The organism is Streptomyces sp. NPDC032198 (assembly GCF_040636975.1).
Taxonomy (GTDB): Bacteria; Actinomycetota; Actinomycetes; order Streptomycetales; family Streptomycetaceae; genus Streptomyces.
Map to the genome: position 1 here is coordinate 310396 of NZ_JBEZVL010000005.1, position 20243 is coordinate 330638.

At 70.9% G+C, this 20243-nt stretch carries 15 protein-coding genes; 7 read left to right on the plus strand and 8 right to left on the minus strand.

Going from position 1 to position 20243, the window contains the following annotated elements; translation table 11 throughout:
• Positions 1 to 18 precede the first annotated feature (18 nt).
• Positions 19 to 1578 (plus strand): APC family permease, encoded by a 1560-nt coding sequence (locus AB0E78_RS15460; RefSeq protein ID WP_361832804.1) that lies wholly within the window; start codon positions 19 to 21, stop codon positions 1576 to 1578.
• A 44-nt stretch (positions 1579 to 1622) separates the two neighbouring features.
• On the opposite strand, the gene AB0E78_RS15465 is transcribed toward AB0E78_RS15460, so the two are convergent.
• From AB0E78_RS15465 to AB0E78_RS15475, 3 genes are all read right to left on the minus strand, one after another.
• Entirely contained in the window at positions 1623 to 3164 is a 1542-nt protein-coding gene (locus AB0E78_RS15465; protein WP_361832322.1) for a CehA/McbA family metallohydrolase, read from the minus strand.
• 161 nt (positions 3165 to 3325) lie between these two features.
• Positions 3326 to 3667: a hypothetical protein gene (locus tag AB0E78_RS15470; RefSeq protein ID WP_361832324.1), complete on the minus strand. Its 342-nt coding sequence runs from the start codon at positions 3665 to 3667 to the stop codon at positions 3326 to 3328.
• 80 nt (positions 3668 to 3747) lie between these two features.
• Positions 3748 to 4164 (minus strand): ankyrin repeat domain-containing protein, encoded by a 417-nt coding sequence (locus tag AB0E78_RS15475; protein WP_361832326.1) that lies wholly within the window; start codon positions 4162 to 4164, stop codon positions 3748 to 3750.
• 132 nt (positions 4165 to 4296) lie between these two features.
• Here AB0E78_RS15475 and AB0E78_RS15480 point away from each other — a divergent pair, with 132 nt between their 5' ends.
• The 3 genes from AB0E78_RS15480 to AB0E78_RS15490 all read left to right on the plus strand — a co-directional run bounded on the left by AB0E78_RS15480 (position 4297) and on the right by AB0E78_RS15490 (position 8469).
• Positions 4297 to 4842 (plus strand): hypothetical protein, encoded by a 546-nt coding sequence (locus AB0E78_RS15480; protein ID WP_361832328.1) that lies wholly within the window; start codon positions 4297 to 4299, stop codon positions 4840 to 4842.
• A 65-nt stretch (positions 4843 to 4907) separates the two neighbouring features.
• The gene (locus tag AB0E78_RS15485; RefSeq protein ID WP_361832330.1) at positions 4908 to 5792 is read left to right on the plus strand and encodes an LLM class F420-dependent oxidoreductase; all 885 of its coding nucleotides are present in this window, start codon (positions 4908 to 4910) and stop codon (positions 5790 to 5792) included.
• Between the two features lie 43 nt (positions 5793 to 5835).
• Complete coding sequence (locus AB0E78_RS15490) at positions 5836 to 8469, plus strand: bifunctional FO biosynthesis protein CofGH (RefSeq protein WP_361832332.1); 2634 nt, start codon at positions 5836 to 5838, stop codon at positions 8467 to 8469.
• A gap of 33 nt (positions 8470 to 8502) precedes the next feature.
• On the opposite strand, the gene AB0E78_RS15495 is transcribed toward AB0E78_RS15490, so the two are convergent.
• Positions 8503 to 9906 carry an FG-GAP-like repeat-containing protein gene (locus AB0E78_RS15495; protein ID WP_361832333.1) on the minus strand — a complete coding sequence of 468 codons (1404 nt, stop codon included), beginning with the start codon at positions 9904 to 9906 and terminating at the stop codon, positions 8503 to 8505.
• 274 nt (positions 9907 to 10180) lie between these two features.
• Between AB0E78_RS15495 and AB0E78_RS15500 the strand changes: the two genes are divergently transcribed.
• Together AB0E78_RS15500 and AB0E78_RS15505 are read left to right on the plus strand one after the other, a co-directional pair.
• Positions 10181 to 13501: a tetratricopeptide repeat protein gene (locus tag AB0E78_RS15500; protein WP_361832806.1), complete on the plus strand. Its 3321-nt coding sequence runs from the start codon at positions 10181 to 10183 to the stop codon at positions 13499 to 13501.
• A 171-nt stretch (positions 13502 to 13672) separates the two neighbouring features.
• A complete protein-coding gene (locus AB0E78_RS15505; protein WP_361832335.1) occupies positions 13673 to 14791 on the plus strand; it encodes an ADP-ribosylglycohydrolase family protein in 1119 nt (372 codons plus the stop codon).
• A 74-nt stretch (positions 14792 to 14865) separates the two neighbouring features.
• On the opposite strand, the gene AB0E78_RS15510 is transcribed toward AB0E78_RS15505, so the two are convergent.
• Entirely contained in the window at positions 14866 to 16437 is a 1572-nt protein-coding gene (locus AB0E78_RS15510) for a sodium:solute symporter family protein (protein WP_361832337.1), read from the minus strand.
• A 309-nt stretch (positions 16438 to 16746) separates the two neighbouring features.
• Positions 16747 to 17535: an SDR family oxidoreductase gene (locus tag AB0E78_RS15515; RefSeq protein ID WP_361832339.1), complete on the minus strand. Its 789-nt coding sequence runs from the start codon at positions 17533 to 17535 to the stop codon at positions 16747 to 16749.
• Positions 17536 to 17625: 90 nt separating this feature from the next.
• Here AB0E78_RS15515 and AB0E78_RS15520 point away from each other — a divergent pair, with 90 nt between their 5' ends.
• The gene (locus AB0E78_RS15520) at positions 17626 to 18489 is read left to right on the plus strand and encodes a hypothetical protein (protein ID WP_361832341.1); all 864 of its coding nucleotides are present in this window, start codon (positions 17626 to 17628) and stop codon (positions 18487 to 18489) included.
• Positions 18490 to 18678: 189 nt separating this feature from the next.
• Here the strand turns inward: AB0E78_RS15520 and AB0E78_RS15525 are convergent, their stop codons facing one another.
• Together AB0E78_RS15525 and AB0E78_RS15530 are read right to left on the minus strand one after the other, a co-directional pair.
• On the minus strand, positions 18679 to 18888 hold the full coding sequence (locus AB0E78_RS15525) for a DUF397 domain-containing protein (protein WP_361832343.1): 210 nt from the start codon (positions 18886 to 18888) through the stop codon (positions 18679 to 18681).
• Positions 18889 to 19115: 227 nt separating this feature from the next.
• The gene (locus AB0E78_RS15530; RefSeq protein ID WP_160505605.1) at positions 19116 to 19973 is read right to left on the minus strand and encodes a helix-turn-helix transcriptional regulator; all 858 of its coding nucleotides are present in this window, start codon (positions 19971 to 19973) and stop codon (positions 19116 to 19118) included.
• Between the last annotated feature and the right edge of the window lie 270 nt (positions 19974 to 20243).

A 20243-nucleotide genomic window follows, 5' to 3' on the forward strand; every position in this document is an offset into this window, starting at 1 on the left:
GGACTTAACGTCCTGTTCATGACCCAGTTGGACGTACGGCCCCAGGCCGGAGACACGGTAAGCGGCGCCCCCGACGGGGGCGTGCGCGCCAAAGGCCTCGGCGGGAACTCCGTCGGCCTCATGGGCAGCGCCGTCATCGGCATCTCGACCGTCGCCCCCGTCTACTGCCTGACGTCGACCCTCGGCTCCACGGCCGGCGAGGTCGGCCTGGCCATGCCCGCGGTCTTCCTCGCGGGCTTCCTGCCGATGCTCCTGGTGGCCTTCGCCTACCGCGAGCTCAACAAGGCCATGCCGGACTGCGGCACGTCCTTCACCTGGACCGTCAAGGCCTTCGGCCCGCGGATCGGCTGGATGTGCGGCTGGGGTCTGGTCATCGCCACGATCATCGTGCTGTCGAACCTGGCGGGCGTGGCGACCTCGTACTTCTGGCTCCTGGCGGGCGAGATCACGGGCAATGACTCGATAGCGTCCCTGGATGACAACAAGGCCGTCCACATCCTCACCTGCCTCGCCCTGATCGCCGCCGCGACCGCCATCAGCTATCGCGGGATGACGGCCACCAAGGGCGTGCAGTACGCACTGGTGGGGCTGCAGCTCGTCGTGCTCGCGGTCTTCGTGGTGATGGCCTTCCAGAAGGCCGGCACCCCCGAGTTCCCCCTGTCGCAGGACTTCTCCTGGTCGTGGCTGAATCCGTTCGCCGTGAAGTCGTTCTCCTCCTTCACCGCGGGCCTCTCGCTCGCGATCTTCATCTACTGGGGCTGGGACGCGTGCCTGGCCGCCAACGAGGAGACGACCGGCAGCGACAAGACGCCCGGTCGTGCCGCGCTCATCGCGATGGTCGTGCTCGTCGGCTCCTACCTCGCGACGGCCGTCGCCGCGCAGATGGTGGTGGGCGCGGGAAGCAAGGGCCTGGGCCTGGCCAACCCCGACACCTCCGACAACGTCTTCGCCGTCCTGGCGGGCCCCGTGATGGGCCCCACCCTCGGCATCCTGCTCTTCGTCGCGGTCCTCGCGTCGGCCGCCGCGAGCCTGCAGACCACGTTCATCCCGGTGGCCCGCACGGTCCTCGCCATGTCCTCGTACGAGGCGCTCCCGGCGTCCTTCGCACGCGTCCACCCGCGCTTCAAGACGCCGGGCCGCGCGACGGTCACCGCGGGCGTCGCGACCGCCGTCTTCTACACGGTCATGACGCTGGTCTCCGAACACGTCCTGGTCGACACGATCTACGCGCTCGGCCTCATGATCTGCTTCTACTACGCGCTGACGGCCTTCGCCTGCGTCTGGTACTTCCGCCACGAGCTGTTCAGCTCGGTCCGGGGCTTCGTCTTCAAGGCGCTGCTCCCGGCCCTCGGCGGCGTCCTCCTGACCGGCGTCTTCGCCAAGACCCTCATCGACATGTGGAACCCCGCCTACGGCAGCGGCTCCTCCGTCTTCGGCGTCGGCTCGGTCTTCGTGATCGGCGTGGGCCTGCTGCTCCTCGGCGTGGTGATCATGCTGGTGATGGGCCGCACGAGCCCGGCGTTCTTCCGCGGCGAGGTCCTGAAGCGGGACACCCCGGCCCTGGTCGTCGAGGACTGACCCTCCCCGGAAGAACGCCGGGGAGGGCCGGCCGCCCGGCGGTGCTAGTGGCGGCCCAGGAAGATCGGGTTCGTGAACGCCGTCAGCGGACCCGGCAGGCCCGGTGTCACTGGTGCGTGGCGGACCTCCGCCCGCACATAGGCGGCGTACGACGGCGTGGTCCGCCACTCCGCCGTGCCGGTCCCGGAGGCCGGGATCGCGGGGCCGGTGAACAGGACGCCCTGGTCCGTGACGAAGCGGATCGTGGAGCCCGGGGCACCCGTGACGTCGAGGCGGACCGTCACCGGGGCGTCCTGCTCGACGTGCAGGCGCTCGCCGATGCCCGCCTGCTTTCCCCTGCCGCCGGTGGCGGTGAACTTCAGCGATACGTCCTTGGACTCGGCGATGTAGCTGTGGCCCGCGCGGATGCCCGCCTGGATGGCCTCCCGCGTCAGGTCGTCCGCCAGGACCACCGTCTGCGGGCTGCCGACGGGGTCGGGGTCGCGGTGGGCGTCGCTGTTGCCCATGGCGGGGATCCAGGGCCTGCGGCCCCGGACGGAGGCGACCAGCGTGCTGTCCCAGTCGGCCAGGGCGATCTCGTCGTCCGGGGTGTACGGGCCGTTCCACGCCTCGATCGCGTCCGCCTCGCCGAAGCCGAACTTCCAGTTGCAGCCGACGCAGGTGGCGTGCGGATGGGCGGGCACGACGAGGCCGCCCGCGTCCCGGATCTCGCGGGCGTACTTGCCGAAGCGGTTGTCGCGGGCGCGGTAGCGCCAGTCGATGAAGGTGCCGGGGTCCGTGCCCAGGGCGACCACGTGGCCGTTGCGGGTGGTGACCTCCTCGCCCAGCATGATCAGCAGGTCGTCACCCGCCAGATCGGCCCAATGGGCGTGCGCGGAGTGCGTGTTGTGCTCGGAGCTGTTGATGAAGTCGAGCCCCGCCGCGCGCGCGGCGGCCGCGATCTCGGCCAGGGTGCGTTTGCCGTCCGAGTACACGGAGTGCAGATGGCAGTCCCCGCGGTACCAGGCGCGGCCCCGCCCCTTCGCCCGCTCCGGCGGATAGACGGCCCTGGGCGTCTTGCCGGGCGCCCCGAACCTGAGGGTGATCGTGACCTCGTAGGGCAGGCCCTGCGGTGCGACGGTGTACGGGCCGAGCGCGATGTTCCAGGTGCCCGCCTTGACCGGGCCCGGGATGTAGCCGGGCGTGGCGTCGTCGGCGCGGATGAAGAACTCCGTGCGGGCGCCGCCCGACCAGCCCCGGAAGCCCTTGCCGCCGAGGGCGGTGCCGCGCTGGTCGAAGACGCCGATGTCGAGCGCGTTGCCCTGCGTGCCCGCCGGGACGGTGACCTTCTCGTAGGTGTACGCGACGTGGATCTCGCGTACGCCGTCGGGGACTTCGACCGGCAGGTACACGAAGTCGGGTGACCCGGTGGGCAGCGTCCCGCGCACCACTCTGGTCTCGTCGCCACTTGCGGAGTCACGCCCTGCGGCGCTCGCGAAGCTCACGCTGTTCAACGTAAGCGCGGCGGCGGCTCCCGTCACGAGCAGACCACGCCGGTTCAGGGGCGTGTCGGCGGATCTGGCCGGGCGGTGTTCGTCCTCGCACATGTGTCGGCTCCCCAGGGTGTCGGAAGGGACTGCAGGGCAACCCTGGTATTGAGCCGTGAACTCCCCGTCAAGGGAAGGCAATTGACAGACTTACGGGCGGTGTCGGGTTTACGGGTGGTGTCGGGCTTACGGGTGGTGCCGGGCGCGGGGCCGGTCCGTGCTCAGTGGCTGCCGCGGGCCCTGCGCACGCGGCGCAGGGCCAGCACGACGATGATGATGATCGCGATGACGGCCAGGATCCCGAGGAACAGGCCGATCTTCCCGCCCTTCGACTTCTTCTTTTTCTTCTTGGGCTTCGCCTCGGGCTTCGTCAGGGGCTTGGAGTGCGACGCGTCCGCCGCCCGCGTGTCCGTCCCGGCGGCCACGGCTCCTGTCGTGTGCGTCGTCGAGGTGGCCGCGGACACCGCCGCCGTCCGCGGGGTGGCCGCGTACACCCCGGTGCCGGCCGTTCCGCCCAGCAGGGCCCCGAGCAGCAGCAGTACGGTCGCGAAGCGAAGTCGCATGACGGAATCCCCCAGATTCCCCCGAAGTCTCCGGCTGTTTCCCGGATCCCGCGGATCCTAGGGCACCGAGCGCCCCGCGCCTAGGCGTTCGCGCCCGCGGCCCGCAGCGCGGCCGCCGTCTCCTCGTGCCCGCACTGCGTCGCCCAGCGCAGGGGAGTGGAGCCCGTGCCGTGATCCTCCCGGAGGTTGGGGTCCGCGCCATGGGCGAGGAGTTCGCGGACCGCGTCGGTGTGGCCCCAGCACGCGGCCCCGCACAGGGGCGTGCCCTGGTCGCCGTGGCCGCTCTCCACGTCGGGTCCTGCGCCCGCTTCGAGGAGTGCCCTGACGGCGGGTGCCGCGCCGTGGACGGACGCGCCGTACAGCGGTGTCGTGCCGTCGGGGTCGGCGGCCCTCGGGTCCGCGCCCGCGCGCAGCAGCCTCTTCACCACCGTGGTGTGGCCCATCCCCGCCGCCATGACCAGCTGTTGTGTCTGTTTCTTGCGTCGCCTTCTGCTCATCGGCGCCAGGGTAGTTCGGGGGGCGCGCGAGGTGGTCGGATTTTTCACTCCCCCATGCGGCGGAGGCCCGGACCCCGTGATCGGCCCGTACGCCGATGTGGCGGGCCCGCGCCCGCGGCCAGCATGACTCCCATGCCGAAGATGACCGCACTGTCCGACGTCCCCCGGTGGGCCGTGCTCGCCGCGCACGCCGTCCCGCTGGCCACGCTGCCCTCCGGGCTGTGGCGCATCGCCCTGGTCGCCGGACTGCCGGTGGCGGACATGCCCGTCGACGGCTGGGGCGCGCGGGCCTACGTCCTGGGGCTCAGCGTCGTCTCCGAGTGCCTCGCCCTGCTGACGCTGGGCCTGGTGCGCGGCTGGGGCGAGGTCGTGCCGGGGTGGATACCGCTGCTCGGCGGGCGCGGGGTGCGGCCGCTCGCCGCGGTGATTCCGGCGCTGCTCGGGGCCGCCGGGCTCTTCCTGATCACCGGCTGGTTCGTCTACGCCGCGTTCGCGGATCTGGGCCCCGGAGTCACGGACAGCGCCGTCCGGCAGGCGGTCCTCGTGGCCTGTTACGCACCGCTGCTCCTGTGGGCGCCGCTGCTCGTCGTGGTGACGGTCGCGTACTACAGGAGGCGGACGGCGACCGGAGGTGCGGCCCCGGCATGGACTCCTGTGGCGTCGACGGCTAGTAAGTGAGCCCCCGTTCCCGTACGAGGAACCTGCGGGAGCGGTACGACGAGGACCCAACCGGAGGCCGACCCATGCGCGTTGCCGCCACCCTCTACCTCACCGACGAGACCATCACCCCCGTCCGCCTGGCCCAGGAGCTGGAGCAGCGAGGCTTCGCGGCGCTCTACCTCCCCGAGCACTCCCACATCCCGGTGTCCCGCGAGACCCCGTACCCCGGCGGTGAACTCCCGCCCGAGTGCGCCCGCATGCTCAACCCCTTCGTGGCCCTCGCGCAGGCCGCGGCCGTCACCGGACGGCTCGGGCTCGGCACGAACATCACGCTCGTCGGGCAGCACGACCCCATCGACCTCGCCAAGCAGATCGCGACCCTGGACCATCTCTCCGGCGGTCGGTTCACTCTCGGTATCGGCTACGGCTGGAACAAGGAGGAGGCCGCCGACCACGGCGTCGAGTGGCGCACCCGCAGGGAGCTCGTGCGGGACCGGATGGCGGTCATGCGGGCCCTGTGGGCCGAGGACCCGACGGCGTACGAAGGGGAGTTCGGGAGCGTGCGCGCCAGCGACGTGCGCCCCAAGCCGGTGCGGGCGCCGCGCCCACGCAAGGACGGCCCCCTGTACGGCCCGCGCACCCTCATCGGCGGAGCCGCCGGACCCAAGCTCTTCGCGCACATCGCGGAGTTCGCCGACGGCTGGCTGCCCATCGGCGGCGGCGGTCTGCGCGACACCCTCCCCGCGCTGCGCACCGCCTGGGCCGAGGCGGGCCGCGACCCCGCCGGTCTGTACGTGGCGCTGTCCGCCGTGGAGCCGACCGAGGGCAAGCTGGCCCACTACGCGGAGCTCGGCGTGGACGAGGTCATCGTGCAGCTCCCGGCGCGCGGGGAGACGGAGGTGCTGTGTGCCCTCGACGGATTCCAGCGATACGTGCACGTCACACCCGCCCCCGGAGACCGGCACTGACCTGTGGCTGTTTCTCCGGGAGGTCGCTCGTATGCTCGGACGCATGACCAACAGCGCGCCGCAGGACTCAGCACCCCAGGGGCCGGCCCAAGCGCCCGCACGGCCCACCGCGAACGCGATGCGTCGCGCGCTCAAACGCGCCAGGGACGGCGTCGCGCTCGACACCGCCGAGGCCGCCGTGCTGCTCCAGGCGCGCGGCGACGATCTGAAGGACGTCTCCGCGTCCGCCGCGCGGGTACGCGACGCGGGGCTCGCGGCGGTCGGGCGGCCCGGCGTCATCACGTACTCGAAGAAGGTCTTCATCCCGCTGACGCGGCTGTGCCGCGACAAGTGCCACTACTGCACCTTCGTCACCGTCCCCGGCAAGCTGCGCCGCGACGGGCACGGCATGTTCCTCTCGCCGGACGAGGTCATCGACATCGCCAGGCGCGGCGCCGAAATGGGCTGCAAGGAAGCCCTGTTCACGCTCGGTGACCGCCCCGAGGACCGCTGGCCCGAGGCACGCGAGTGGCTGGAGGCGGAAGGCTACGACGACACCCTGGCGTACGTCCGCGCGATGGCGATCCGCGTCCTGGAGGAGACGGGCCTGCTCCCGCACCTCAACCCGGGCGTCATGACCTGGACCGACCTCCAGCGGCTCAAGCCCGTCGCGCCGTCCATGGGCATGATGCTGGAGACGACGGCGACCCGGCTGTGGAGCGAGCCGGGCGGCCCGCACCACGGCTCGCCCGACAAGGAGCCCGCGGTCAGGCTGCGCGTCCTTGAGGACGCGGGCCGCTCGAACGTCCCCTTCACCACCGGTGTCCTCATCGGGATCGGCGAGACGTACGAGGAGCGGGCGGACGCGCTCTTCCGGCTCCGGGCGACCCAGCGTTCGTACCACGGCATCCAGGAAGTCATCGTCCAGAACTTCCGCGCCAAGCCGGACACGGCGATGCGCGGCATGCCGGACGCCGAGCTGGAGGAGCTCGCCGCGTGCATCGCGGTGGCCCGCCACATCCTCGGCCCGAGCGCCCGCATCCAGGCCCCGCCGAACCTGGTGGACGCCGAGTACGCGCTGCTCATCGGCGCGGGCATCGACGACTGGGGCGGCGTCTCGCCCCTGACGCCCGACCACGTGAACCCCGAGCGCCCCTGGCCGCACATCGACGAGCTGGCCGAGAAGACCGCGGAGGCGGGCTTCAGCCTGCGCGAACGGCTCACGATCTACCCCGAGTTCATCGAACGCGGCGAGCCCTGGCTCGACCCGCGCCTGCTCCCGCACGTGCGCGCGCTCGTCGACCCGGAGACGGGCCTGGCGAACGAGGACGCCCGGCCCACCGGCCTCCCCTGGCAGGAGCCCGACGAGGGGTACGTCGCCTCGTCCGGCCGCACCGACCTGCACCGGACCATCGACACCATCGGCCGCACGTCGGACCGCCGCGACGATTTCGACGAGGTGTACGGCGACTGGGAGGCCCTGCGCGAGCAGGCCGCCCCCGGCATGGTCCCTTCCCGCATCGACGGCGACGTACGGGCGGCCCTGAAGACGGCGGCCGACGACCCGACGCGTCTGACGGACGAGCAGGCCCTCGCCCTGCTGCACGCGGACGGTCCGGCACTGGACGCGCTGTGTTCCGTCGCGGACGACCTGCGCAAGTCCGTGGTCGGCGACGACGTCACGTACATCGTCACGCGGAACATCAACTTCACGAACGTCTGCTACACCGGCTGCCGCTTCTGCGCCTTCGCCCAGCGCCGCACGGACGCCGACGCCTACACCCTCTCGCTCGACCAGGTCGCCGACCGGGCCGCGCAGGCGTGGGAGGTCGGCGCGACCGAGGTCTGCATGCAGGGCGGCATCCACCCCGACCTGCCCGGATCCGCGTACTTCGACATCGCGCGGGCCGTGAAGGAGCGCGTGCCGGGCATGCATGTGCACGCGTTCTCGCCGATGGAGGTCGTCAACGGCGCGACGCGCACGGGTCTTTCGATACGGGACTGGCTCAGCGCCGCGAAGGAAGCGGGCCTCGACTCGATCCCGGGCACGGCGGCGGAGATCCTCGACGACGAGGTCCGCTGGGTCCTGACCAAGGGCAAGCTGCCGACGGCGACCTGGATCGAGGTGGTGAGCACGGCCCACGAGCTGGGCATCCGCTCGTCCTCCACGATGATGTACGGGCACGTGGACCAGCCCAGGCACTGGCTCGGGCACTTCCGCACCCTCGCCGGAATGCAGAAGGACGCGCTGGCCAAGGGGGTCGAGGGCTTCACGGAGTTCGTGACGCTGCCCTTCATCCACACGAACGCGCCGGTCTATCTGGCGGGCATCGCGCGCCCGGGCCCGACCACCCGCGACAACCGCGCGGTGGTGGCGATGGCGCGGCTGCTGCTACACCCGTACATCCCGAACATCCAGACGAGCTGGGTGAAGCTGGGCACGGAGGGGGCGGCGGAGATGCTGCGCTCGGGGGCGAACGACCTGGGCGGCACGCTGATGGAGGAGACCATCTCCCGGATGGCGGGCTCCAGTTACGGCTCGTACCGCTCGGTCAAGGACCTGATCGCGATCGCGGACGAGGCCGGCCGTCCGGCGAAGGCACGGACGACGCTGTACGGCGAGGTGCCGGTGGAGCGCCAGGAGGCGGCCGCCGCGTCGGACGGCCACCTCCCGGAACTGCTTCCCGTCCTTGACTGACTCGGGGGAAAGGTCAGCCCTGCGGGGGTGGGGTCAGGAGAGGTCGCCGCCGAAGCGGGCGCCAGCCTCCTGGGTGCCCAGCGAGGACGGGCTGAACGACGTGATGCCGGTCGTCGTGAGGCCCGTCTTGGCACCGCGGAACAGCCAGGCGGCGCCGGAGTCCTTGGTCGTGCCGTCTTCCTGGGGCACGCCCACGGTCAGGTCGGCGAGGCCGTCCTTGTTCACGTCGGTGAGCTTGACCTCCTCACCGAAGTAGTCGTCCCCCTCCGAGACGCCGGGGACGCCGGCCGTGGTCTGGTTGAAGGCCTGGGCGCCGGTGCCGGTCAGGCCGTTCGCGCCGCCCTTGAGGAGGACGACGGCACCCGTGTCCCCGGAGGAGTCGACGTCTTCGCCGGGCACGCCGACCGCGATGTCCGGGTAGCCGTCGCCCGTGACGTCACCGGCGGAGAGCGAGTAGCCGAACTGGTCGCCCATGTCGTGCAGGTCGGGGTCGCCCTGCTCGCCCACGCCGGGGACGCCCGCGGTGTCCTGAGTGATCTTCGCGGTGCGGTTGGAGAAGCCGGACGCGGAGCCGTAGACGACCCGGACCGCGCCCGCGTCGTAGACCTGCATCTCGGAGACCTCGTCGACCTCGCGGGCCACGAGGTCGCCGTACCCGTCCTTGTCCACGTCGGCGATGACGCCGTTCGTGGTGAACTTCTTGGTCGGCGTCGACGTCTTGGAGAGGCCGTCCTTGCTGCCCTTCCACAGGCGCGAGGAGTGCTGCATCTCCTCCATGGCGTGGCCGGTGACGAGGTCGTCGGCGCCGTCGCCGGTCACGTCGCCCACCATCAGCTCCTGGGGGCCGTCGTCACCGTTCTCGACGGACGAGGTGGAGGCGGGCTTCCCGTCGCGGGTGAAGGGGCCGTAGCGCACCTCCATGGTGGACTGGGAGTTGGCGACGAGGTCGGTCTTGCCGTCGCCGTTGAAGTCGCCGGCCTTGATCTGCTGCACGTAGTCGCCCGGCAGCGCGCCGCCCTTGGTCAGGCCGTCCGCTGAACCCCAGAGCACCGCGTCGGCGGCGCTGCCGTTGCTCGCGACGAGGTCGGTGTATCCGTCGCCGTCGAGGTCGGCCGCCTCGGTGGTCGCACCGAAGCTGCCGTCCTCCTCGGGGTCGCCGGGTACGCCGGCGGTGGTGCGGTCGACCTGCTTGGCGTGCGCGGTGTCGGCGCCCGACGGCGAGCCGTACACGATCGATACGTAGCCCGCGCCGGACTTGCCGCTGACGGCGCCACGGTAGGCGGAGACGGCGAGGTCGGCGTATCCGTCATGGTTGAAGTCGGTCACGGGCTTGCTCGCCGCGGCGGGTGCGGCGGCGGCGGAACCTGCCGTGGCCACGATGGCGAACGGGGTCGCGAGCGCGGTCACCGCGACGGCGGCTATGAGTGAGCGACGCACTGGTCCTCCTGTGGGGAAACTGCTGTGACGTAGGAGGAGACAGGTGTTCCGGGTGAGTGGTTGTACCCCGCAGGTTTCTTGTTACGACGCCCGGACATTCCCGTTACGTTGCCCCCCGTTTCCCGCCACACGGTTTCGGCCCTCAGGTCAGAGGACGGTGGAAGACTGGGGCAGGACAGCGGGTTGGGCAGCGTCATGGGCAAGCGGGCAGGGCAGTCGGGCACGGGTGGAGGGGGAGCCGGTGGTGGCGTCGGCCGGGGCGGAGCAGCCGTCCATGCAGGAGTTGATCCGCCGTCGCAGGCGGGCGGGGTTCGTCGGGCGGCGGGGTGAACTGGACGCCTTCCGCGCCAACTTCGACGTGCCGCCGGGTGACGACCGGCACCGCTTCCTCTTCCACGTCCATGGGATCGGAGGCGTCGGCAAGACGTCGTTGGTGCGGGAGTGGGAGCAACTGGCCCGCGAACACGGCGCCCTGACCGCGTATGTCGACGAGGCGGTCGGGAGCGTTCCCGAGGCGATGGCGGCGATCAGCGCCCAATTCGCCCTGCAGGGCAGGCGCTGCAAGGACCTCAACCGGCTTCTGACGACTCATCGTGAGCGGCGCCACGAGGCCGAGTCGGCGGCAGCCGCGGCGATGTCCGACCCGGCCCAGGAGCCGGGGCCCCTGGCCGCGCCCGCTCCATCGGCGGGCAGCATGACGGCCGCCCGCGCGAGCCTGGTCGGTCTCGGCCTGCTGCCCGGCGTGGGAGCCTTCGCGGGAGCGGTGGACCCGGCCCAACTGGCGCAGGGCGCCGACCGGTTGCGCGCGGGGCTGAGCGCGCGCCTCGGCAGCCAGGACGACGTACAGCTTGTCCTGTCCCCGGAACGGGTCCTGACCCCGGTTCTCCTGAACGAACTGGCCGACGCGGCGAAGGGGGTGCCGTGGACCGTCCTGTTCTTCGACACGTACGAGCGGACGGCGCCGTTCCTGGACGGCTGGCTGCACGACGTGATGCTCACCGACCGGCACGGAGCTCTGCCCGCCACCGTGGTCGTGGTGACGGCCGGGCAGCACCCCTTCGACACGGCCCGGTGGGGCGGCTACGGCGACTTCGTGATGGACGTGCCGCTCGGCCCCTTCACGGAGCTGGAGGCGCGGGGGCTGCTCGCGGGCAAGGGCGTGGTGGCGGAGCCGGTGGTGGAGGAGGTCCTGCGGCTCTCCGGCGGCCTGCCCGTCCTCGTCTCCACCCTCGCCGAGGGCAGGCCCGCCGCCCCGGACGACGTCGGTGACCCGAGCGCCACCGCCGTGGAGCGCTTCCTGAAATGGGAACGGGACCCCGTGCGCAGGGCGGCGGCACTGGCGTGCGCGCTGCCGAGACGCCTCGACGCGGATGTGTTCGGGGCGGCGGTGGAGGGGATCTGCGCGCAGGCGGACGTGCCGGGCCTCTTCGGGTGGCTGCGGGGGCTGCCGTTCGTGAGCGACCGGGGTGACCGGGTGCAGTACCACGACGTGGTGCGGGCGCCGATGCTGAGATCGCAGCGGCGGCGGTCGCCGCGGGGATGGGCGGAGGCGCACGGCCGGCTGGCGGAGACGTTCGCGGGGTGGCGGGCGGAGGCGGAAGCCGGCCTCGACGGCGATGAGTTGTGGAGGGACGAGGCGTGGCGGGAGCTGCGGCTCGCGGAGTCGTACCACTTGCTGTGTGCGGGGGAGCGGGGCGCGCTGCCCGCTGTCCTGCGGGATGTCGTGGACGCGTGCGACGTGAGCGAGAGCGAGGTCGTGGCCCGGCGCTGGGCGCAGGTCCTGGTGGACGCGGGGGAGGACGCGGACGCGGCGGCGACCGGCAAGTGGGGGCGTGACCTGCTGGCGGCGCTGACCCGGGGCGCGTGCGTCGACGCCCTGGGGCTGTTGGTCGACCGTGCCGGGTTCGACGTACGAGGGCAGGCGTTCGCCCGGATGCTGCGCGGGCGTGACCTCCGGGAGAGCGGGGCGTACGAGGAGGCGCTGGCCGAGTACGACCGGGCCATCGGCCTCGATCCGGAGCTGGCGCGGGCCTACTACGGCCGGGGTGTGACCCGTGCCCTGCAGGGTGACTACGCCGCCGCCGTCGACGAGTTGGGCCTGGCGCTCGCCATCGAGCCGGACGACCTGGACGGCCTGGGAATGCGGGGCGAGTACCGCCGGGTTCTCGGCCGGTGGGCGGAGGCGATCAGTGACCTGGACCGGGCGATCGAGGTCAGCCCGGCGGACCCGTTCGCCTGGGCGTCCCGGGGCGCCGCCCGGCACGGCCTGGGGCAGGACGACGCGGCCCTCGCGGACCTGGACCGGGCGGTGGAACTCGATCCGGAGTACTCGTGGGCGCTGGTGCGCCGTGCCCGGGTGCGGCGTTCGCGCGGGGAGCACGCGGAGCAGCTGGCCGACCTCGACCTCGCGGTCCGGCTTGCGCCGCAGTCGGCTTTCCTGGCCTGCGAGCGGGGTGACGCGCTGCGGGGCGCGGGCAAGCCCGGGGAAGCTCTCGCGGAGTACGACCGGGCGATCGGACTCGACGAGGAGTACGCGTCGGCGTACGCGAGCCGCGGGGCCGCTCTGGACGACCTCGGGCGGCGGGAAGAGGCGCTGGCCGACCTGGACCGTGCCATCGATCTCCATCCCTCCTACGCCTGGGCGCTGGCCCGCAGGTCCAACGTGCACCGGCGCCTGTCCGACCACGACCGGGCGTTCGCCGACGCCGACCGGGCGAGCGTCCTGTGGCCGGACAACGAATGGGTCCTGTACCAGCGGGCCGAGGCACTGGACGGCCTGAAGCGGTACGAGGAGGCCCGCGCCGGCCTGGACCGGGTCCTCGAACTGGACCCCGAGCACGGCCTTGCGCGCGTCCTGCGCGGCTCGGTGCTGCGCAGGCTCGGCCGCTACGAGGAGGCGTCGGCGGATCTGGGCCGTGCCATCGAGGCGGAGCCGGACAACGCCTGGGCGGTCATCATCCGTGTGCTGACCTCTCAGGCCACCGGGCGCTGGGAGCAGGCCCTGGCCGACCTCGCGCGCTACGCGGAGATCGGCGAGGACCCGGACTGGACGCGCGCCAAGACCGCCGAGATCCACATGTGGTCCGGCCACCCGGAGCGGGCGCTCGTCGTGCTGGAGGCCGATGCCACCGGCGGAGACCCGAAGGACGCGGAGGAGCTGGCCAAGGCGTTCCGCATGACGGGGCAGTGGGACCGTGCGCGGGACGCGGCGCTGACGCTCCGCGCTCAGGACGCGGGGGCCGGGGCGTTCGCACTGGCTCTGGCGGTGAGCGGCGCGGAGGGGACGGCCGCGGCCCGCCCGCTGTGGCAGGAGGTGACCCGCCTCTGGCAGAAGCCCGATGTGCCGACCGCCGTCCGCGACTGTCTGGCGGTGGTGACCGGCGCGGCCATGGCCGACTGGCCGGCTCTCGACGCGAGCCTGGAGCGCGTACTGGCCGCGGCGCCGCCCGACGTGGAGTGGGACGACCTGGCCGAACTCACCGACTTCCTCACGGAACTCCTCAACGCCCCCGACACGAACAGCCCCCGCCTGGCCCCACGCCTGGCCAGAGTGACAGCAGCGAGGGACGACCTCCGGTCGCGGTACACCGGGTGACTGTTCGGCGGGGTGGAGGGCTGCGGAGATCCATGAAAAGCCCTGGTGAAGGCCGGTCAAAAGTGATCTGAAGGGCGTCTCCTTAGATATCGCATCGGCCCAGAACCGACGGTTCCCGGTCGATTACAGTGCTGCGCAGAAGTGCAGGGGGCGAGCAGGGGAGGAGGTGCCGTGAGCACCGCAGCAGCCACCGGAGTCTGGGGCCGCGCCGAGCAGCAGGACTTCCGCAGCCGGGTGCGCGGCACACTGCTCGGCGCCGCCGTCGGCGATGCCCTGGGAGCGCCCGTCGACGCGCTGGACCTGGAGGAGATACGCGAGGCGCATGGGGCCGAGGGGCTTACCGAGCCCGCTGTCGCGCACGGGCGGCGCGGCGCGGTCACCGCCGCCACGCAGCTCGCCCTCTTCACCGTCGACGGACTCATACGCGCCCAGGTGCGGCGCGACACCGGCGCCTGGCATCCGCCGACCGACCTGCACCGCGCCTACCGGCGGTGGGCCGCCACCCAGAGCGACTGGGGCCCCGACGAGCGGCGCAAGGAAGACGGCTGGCTGGCCCGGGAGGAGTGGCTCTACTCCCGGCGGTCGCCCGCCCGCGCCTGTCTGCTCGGGTTCGGGGACGACGCCATGGGAACGCTGGAAGCCCCCAAGAACCCGGACGAGCAGGGCGCCGAGGCCGCCACGCGGTCCGCCCCCTTCGGGCTCCTGGTCGGCTGGGAGCCACAGCTGGTCCTGCAACTGGCCGTGGAGTGCGCCGTACAGACGCACGGGCACCCCACCGCCTACCTCGCGGCCGGTGCGCACACCGTCCTGGTGCACGGTCTCGCCCGGGGGGAGTCCCTGGACGGAGCCATCCAGCGGGCGCTCGCGCTGCTGGCCGCCCGGCCGGGCCACCAGCCCGTCACCGATGCGCTGAAGCACGCCCTGGGTGCCGTACGGCAGGGGATGCCCACGCCCTCCCGGGTGGAGGAGCTGATGGGGGACGGTGGCGCGGAGGGCGCGCTCGCCGCCGCCGTCTACTGCGCACTCGTCGGCGAGGACATCCGCCACGGGCTGCGGCTCGCCGTGAACCACGGCGGGGCGTCGGCCGCCACGGGCGGCCTGTGCGGGGCGCTCCTCGGCGCGCTGCACGGCGAGACCGCGCTGCCTCCCGGCTGGCTCACCGAGCTGGAGGGGCGCGCCACGATCCTGGAGCTGGCGGACGACTTCGCCATGGAGATGACGCAGGGGCCCGCGCTGCACGGTCCGGCGGTTTCGTCGCCGGGATGGCTTGCAAGGTATCCGCGCGCCTGAGGTGAGCACGAACGCCGGACAGGCGGATATCAGCCTGTCCGGCGCTTGAGGACGAACTCGGCGAAGCCGGTGATTTACGGCAACCGGCTCTGCGGGGCCACTACTTCGTCAGCATCCTCAGCCGGGGGCGGAACCGCTGCCGAACCGGCGGAGCCATCCGTGTTGATCTTCTCGATGATCGCGTCCCGCTCCGGGGTGTCCTCCGGCTTCAGATAGCCGACCAGGATGTAGAGGAACAGCGAGACGGCGAGGGGGATCGAGACCTGGTACTCCAGGGGCACCCCGCCCTCGACGTTCCAGTTGATCGGGTAGTTGACCAGCCAGAAGGCGAGCAGACCCATCGACCAGCTGGTCAGCGCCGCGGTCGGACCCGACTTGCGGAACGTGCGCAGCAGACCCAGCATCATCGGGATCGCGATCGGACCCATCAGGCCCGCCACCCACTTGATGACGACCGTGATGATGTCCTTGAAGGTCGGCGAACTGACCTGTGTGGCCACCGCCATGGACAGGCCGAGGAAGATGACGGTCGTCAGGCGCGCCGCCAGCAGTCCCGAGCGTTCGTTCCAGCGCCTGGCCTGCTTGGAGATCACCGGCGCCACGTCGCGGGTGAACACCGCGGCGATCGCGTTCGCGTCGGACGAGCACATGGCCATCGTGTGGGAGAAGAAACCGACGATGACCAGGCCCAACAGGCCGTGCGGCAGCAGCTGTTCGGTCATCAGGGCGTACGAGTCGGAGCCGTCCGGCTTCTGCGCGTTCACCAGGAGCGGCGACATCCACATCGGGAAGAAGAGGATGACCGGCCACACCAGCCACAGGATCGCCGAGAGCCGGGCCGAGCGCGCGGCCTCCTTCGGGCTCGCGGTCGCCATGTAGCGCTGGGCCTGGTTGAGCATGCCGCCGTTGTACTCGAAGAGCTTGATGAAGAGGAACGCAAGCAGGAAGATCGTGCCGTACGGGCCGACCAGCGGTTTGCCGTGGCCCGCGAGCTCCGGCTCGTCCCAGACCCCGAAGAAGCCACCGTGCGGGCCGAGTTTGGCCACCACGGCGATGAACATCGCGACACCGGCCAGGAGTTGGATGATGAACTGGCCGAGCTCGGTGAGGGCGTCGGCCCACAGGCCGCCGATGGTGCAGTAGATGGCGGTGATCACGCCGGTGATCAGGATGCCCTGGTTGATCGAGATGCCGGTGAACACGGAGAGCAGGGTGGCGATGGCGGCCCACTTGGCGGCCACGTCCACGATCTTCAGGAGCATCCCGGACCAGGCGAGTGCCTGCTGGGTCCGGAGGTTGTAGCGGCTCTTGAGGTATTCCAGCGGCGAGGCCACGTGCAGCCGTGAGCGCAGCCTGTTGATGCGGGGCGCGAAGAGCTTCGAGCCGATGGCGATGCCGAGCGCGATCGGGAACGACCAGGTGATGAAGGACGTGACGCCGTAGGTGTACGCGATGCCCGCGTACCCGGTGAACATCACCGCGCTGTAGCCGGACATGTGGTGCGAGATGCCGGACAGCCACCAGGGCATCTTGCCGCCCGCGGTGAAGAAGTCGCTGACGTTGTCCACGCGCTTGTGCGACCACACGCCGATCGCGACCATCACGCCGAAGTAGCCGATGAGCACGGCCCAGTCGAGACTGTTCATGTGCCCCCTCCAGGGGTCCGCCTTGTGAACTGCGCTGAAATGCCGTGCACTTCGCCAGTTTCGTGACATACGGACCTGGGCGGCCTGAAGTGCCCGCTCATCGTGGGTTCGGGGGCACACTGCGGACAACAGCCCGTGAGGTCAAGAGCGAGTAAAATCGTTCTGTTTGCTGACCTGTGTTCACATTCTTGATCGAAGTGAGGGATGGAGCGGTGTCGTCCAAGCCTCGCAGAAACGCGAAAAACGGCTGTACGGAACCGAAGTCCCGTACAGCCGTGGTTCGTTCCCCGAGCCGCGCCGTCGCAATGGCTACCGCATCAGCTCTCCCGCGTTCACCAGGAGCGACTGTCCCGTGATCGCCCGCGCCATGTCCGACGCGAGGAACACCGCCGCGTCCGCCACGTCACCGTCCGTCGCCAGCTCCGGGAGCGCCATCCGCGCCGCGAGACGGTCCCGTACCTCCGCCTCCGGCACCCCTTCGGTGTGCGCGGTGAACTGGACGTACGCCTCGACCGGCGGGCCCCACATCCAGCCGGGCAGCACCGTGTTCACCCGGATCCGGTCAGGGCCCACCTCGTGCGCGAGGGAGTACATCGCCGAGGTCAGCGCCCCCTTCGACGCCGCGTATGCCGCCTGGCGCACCTGCGAGGGCGCCGCGACGGCCGACTGGGTGCCGATGAACACCACCGAGCCGCCCCGGTCCTTGAGCGCGGGCAGGCAGGCCCGCGTCATCCGCAGCGTGCCGAGCAGATTGACGTCGATGACCTGCTGCCAGGTGGCGAAGTCCGCGTCCTGTACGCCGCCGAAGTAGCTGTCCCAGGCGGCCACGTGGACCACCGCGTCGATCCCGCCGAACCGCTCGCGCGCCAGCCCCGCGAGGGCCTCGCACTGCGTCTCGTCCGTGATGTCGGTCGGGAGGTAGGCGGTGCACATACCTTCGGGGTCGATCTCCCCGGCCGACTTGGCGAGGTTCGCCTCCGTACGCGCCCCGAGCACCGCGCGGCCCCCGTCCCGTACGACGGCGGCGGCGACCTGATGGCCGAGGCCGGCGCCGACCCCCGAGACGACGACGGTCTTTCCTTCGAGGAGCGACGGCATGGGGCGCCTCCGGGCTCTGGCAGTTTTGCTGACGGGGCGTCAGAGTATGGGCGTCCACCGGAGGAAGGAAGAGGGAGGAAGGGGAGAGGCATGAGCGACGACACCCGCACGGACACGAGTGACGACACCCGCGGCGAGGTCTACGGCGAGCTGGCCGGCGTGGGGCCGTACGGCGTGCACCCGGGCCACGCCCTGATCACCATGGTCGAGCCGCACCCGGGCCACGAGTACGCGTACAACCGCTGGTACGAGGACGACCACTACTACGCCGGTGCGATGGCGATGCCCTGGATGTACGCGGGCCGCCGCTGGGTCGCCACCCGGGAGCTCCAACTCCTGCGCCTCCCGGAGAAGTCCGCGGTCGCCCATCCGGTGACCGCGGGCTGCTACCTCTCCACGTACTGGGTCACCGAGGGCCGCTACGACGAGCACATGAAGTGGACCGTCGGCATCAACAAGCGCCTCAACAGGGACGGTCGGGTCTATCAGGACCGTACGCACGTCTTCACGGCGTTCCAGGACCACGAGGCCACCGTCTACCGGGACGGGGCGGCCGGGCCCCGCGACTTCCACGCGCTCGACCACCCCTACCAGGGGCTCGTGCTCGAAGTCATCGATGCCGATTCGGGTGAGCAGCGTGCGGAGCTGCTGGAGTGGCTGCGGGCCAAGCACCTGCCGCGCGCCCTCGCTGGATCGCCCGCCGCGATGGTGACGATCTTCCGGCCGACTCCGCTGCCGGGGGACCGGATGACGTACGTGAAGCAGGTCGAGGGGGTCGACACACGGCTGACGCTGCTCTGGTTCCTGCAGGCCGACCCGCGGGAGTGCTGGCAGGAGCACTTCGCCGGGCGGGCGGAAGCGGTGGCGGAGTCCGGGGCGGGGAGGGTGGAGCTGGTGGCGCCGTTCATTCCGACGGTGCCGGGAACGGACATCTACGTCGACCAACTTCGATAGACCACGGCAGCTGCGACGGGCCATGGTGCCGGTCGGTGCACTCGACTGGTCCGGCGCCGGAGAACGTCGGGAAAGGCCGAGCCCCCTCGGCCGGGACGGCGGGCCAGTCGAGAGGGCTCAATCGGTTCTGCTTATGCAGTTGTTGATCTCTCGCTGATCCTGTGGTGCTGATGTGCGACGTGGCGCGTATCAGCCGAGGAGTGACGTCTCCCGGCCGACCTCGGAGACGAAGGCGCGCCATGAGTCGGAGGGGAAGGCGAGGACGGGGCCCTCGGTGACCTTGGAGTCCCTGACCGAAATCGCCGTGGAAAGAGGGGACTTGACTTCGACGCATGCGCCGTTTCCCGTGGAATACGAGGACTTGACCCACGTATTCGTAGCACCCTGGTGAATTGCCATGATTACTCCGGTTTGCCCAGTTGGTGAGTTGCGGTCACCGCCAAGAGCGGCTGTGCCAACGGATGTTGCTCGATGGCGTGATTGACGCTACTCGCCAACATCGCTGAGTGAAGGGAGCGTTCACTCAACCGGATGGCATATTCCAGTGGGGTCTTCCGCCTCGCCGAGGTGGAGGTGTACCGTGCGGCGCTTTCCGGGTCGGGACGGTTTCCTGCGCGGCTTACGCCTCAGCGTGCGTACTCTTTCGCGATGTCTGCGATGAGTTGGCGTGATTGGTCCACGTTCAGGGCCTGTGCCCGCAGATGTTCGTACATCACGCTGTACTGCTGGACGTCGTTCGCCTTCTCCAGATAGAGATCGCTCGTGACGCCCTCGATGTAGACGACGCTCGAATCCGCGGCATCCGGGAATTCGAGAATCGCGTACTGGCCGTTCAGGCCGGGGTGCGCGCCCATCTCGAACGGAATCACCTGGACGGTCACGTGCGGCAGTTGGGACTGCTCCACGAGGTGCTCCAGCTGGTCGCGCATGAGATGCCGGGAGCCGACCACGCGGCGCAGCGCGGACTCGTCAAGGACGGTCCACAGACGCAGCGGATTCTCCGGCGCGCTGATGCGTTCCTGGCGGCGGACGCGGACCTGGACGCGCTTCTCGATGTCGGTCGGCGTGGTCTCCGGCAGCGCGCCGGTGATGAGCGCCTCCGCGTACGGACGGGTCTGGAGCAGGCCGGGAACGACCTGCGGGTCGTACACGCGCAGGGACGCGGCGTCCGTCTCCAGACCGATGTACACGCTGTACGGGATGTCGCCGAAGGAGTGCCACCAGCCTTGCTGGCGGGAGTCCTTGGCCATTTGCATGAGCGAGTCGACGATGCGGTGGTCCTCGACCTCGTAGACCCCGCAGAGATCGCGCACATCGCGCTGGCTGATCGAACGGCGGCCGTTCTCGAGGCGGCTGATCTTCGACTGCGAGACCAGCAGGCGCTCGGCGACCTCCTCGGCCGTCATGCCCTTGAGCTCGCGGAGCCTGCGGAGCTCCTGGCCCAACCGGCGTCGCCTGACGGTGGGATTGACATTGGACGCCACGGGACGTGCACCTCCGACTACATGCCTCTACTTTGCGTATCTGCTGTTCAGCAGAGTGCCACCAACGCGTCGCGCACCGCTGGGAAACAGCCGATGTGCGGTGCGAACCGCAATGCGGACCGCGATGCGCCATGTGGTGCGAGGTGAAGGTGGACATGAGGAACGGTGTGAGGGGTGCGGCCCGGTCGCGCGGCGCCACGACGTGCGGCCGCGCGGGGCGGAGGTACCGGTGCCGTCGTCCGGACGTCCCGGTGCCAGTGCCCCGCGCGG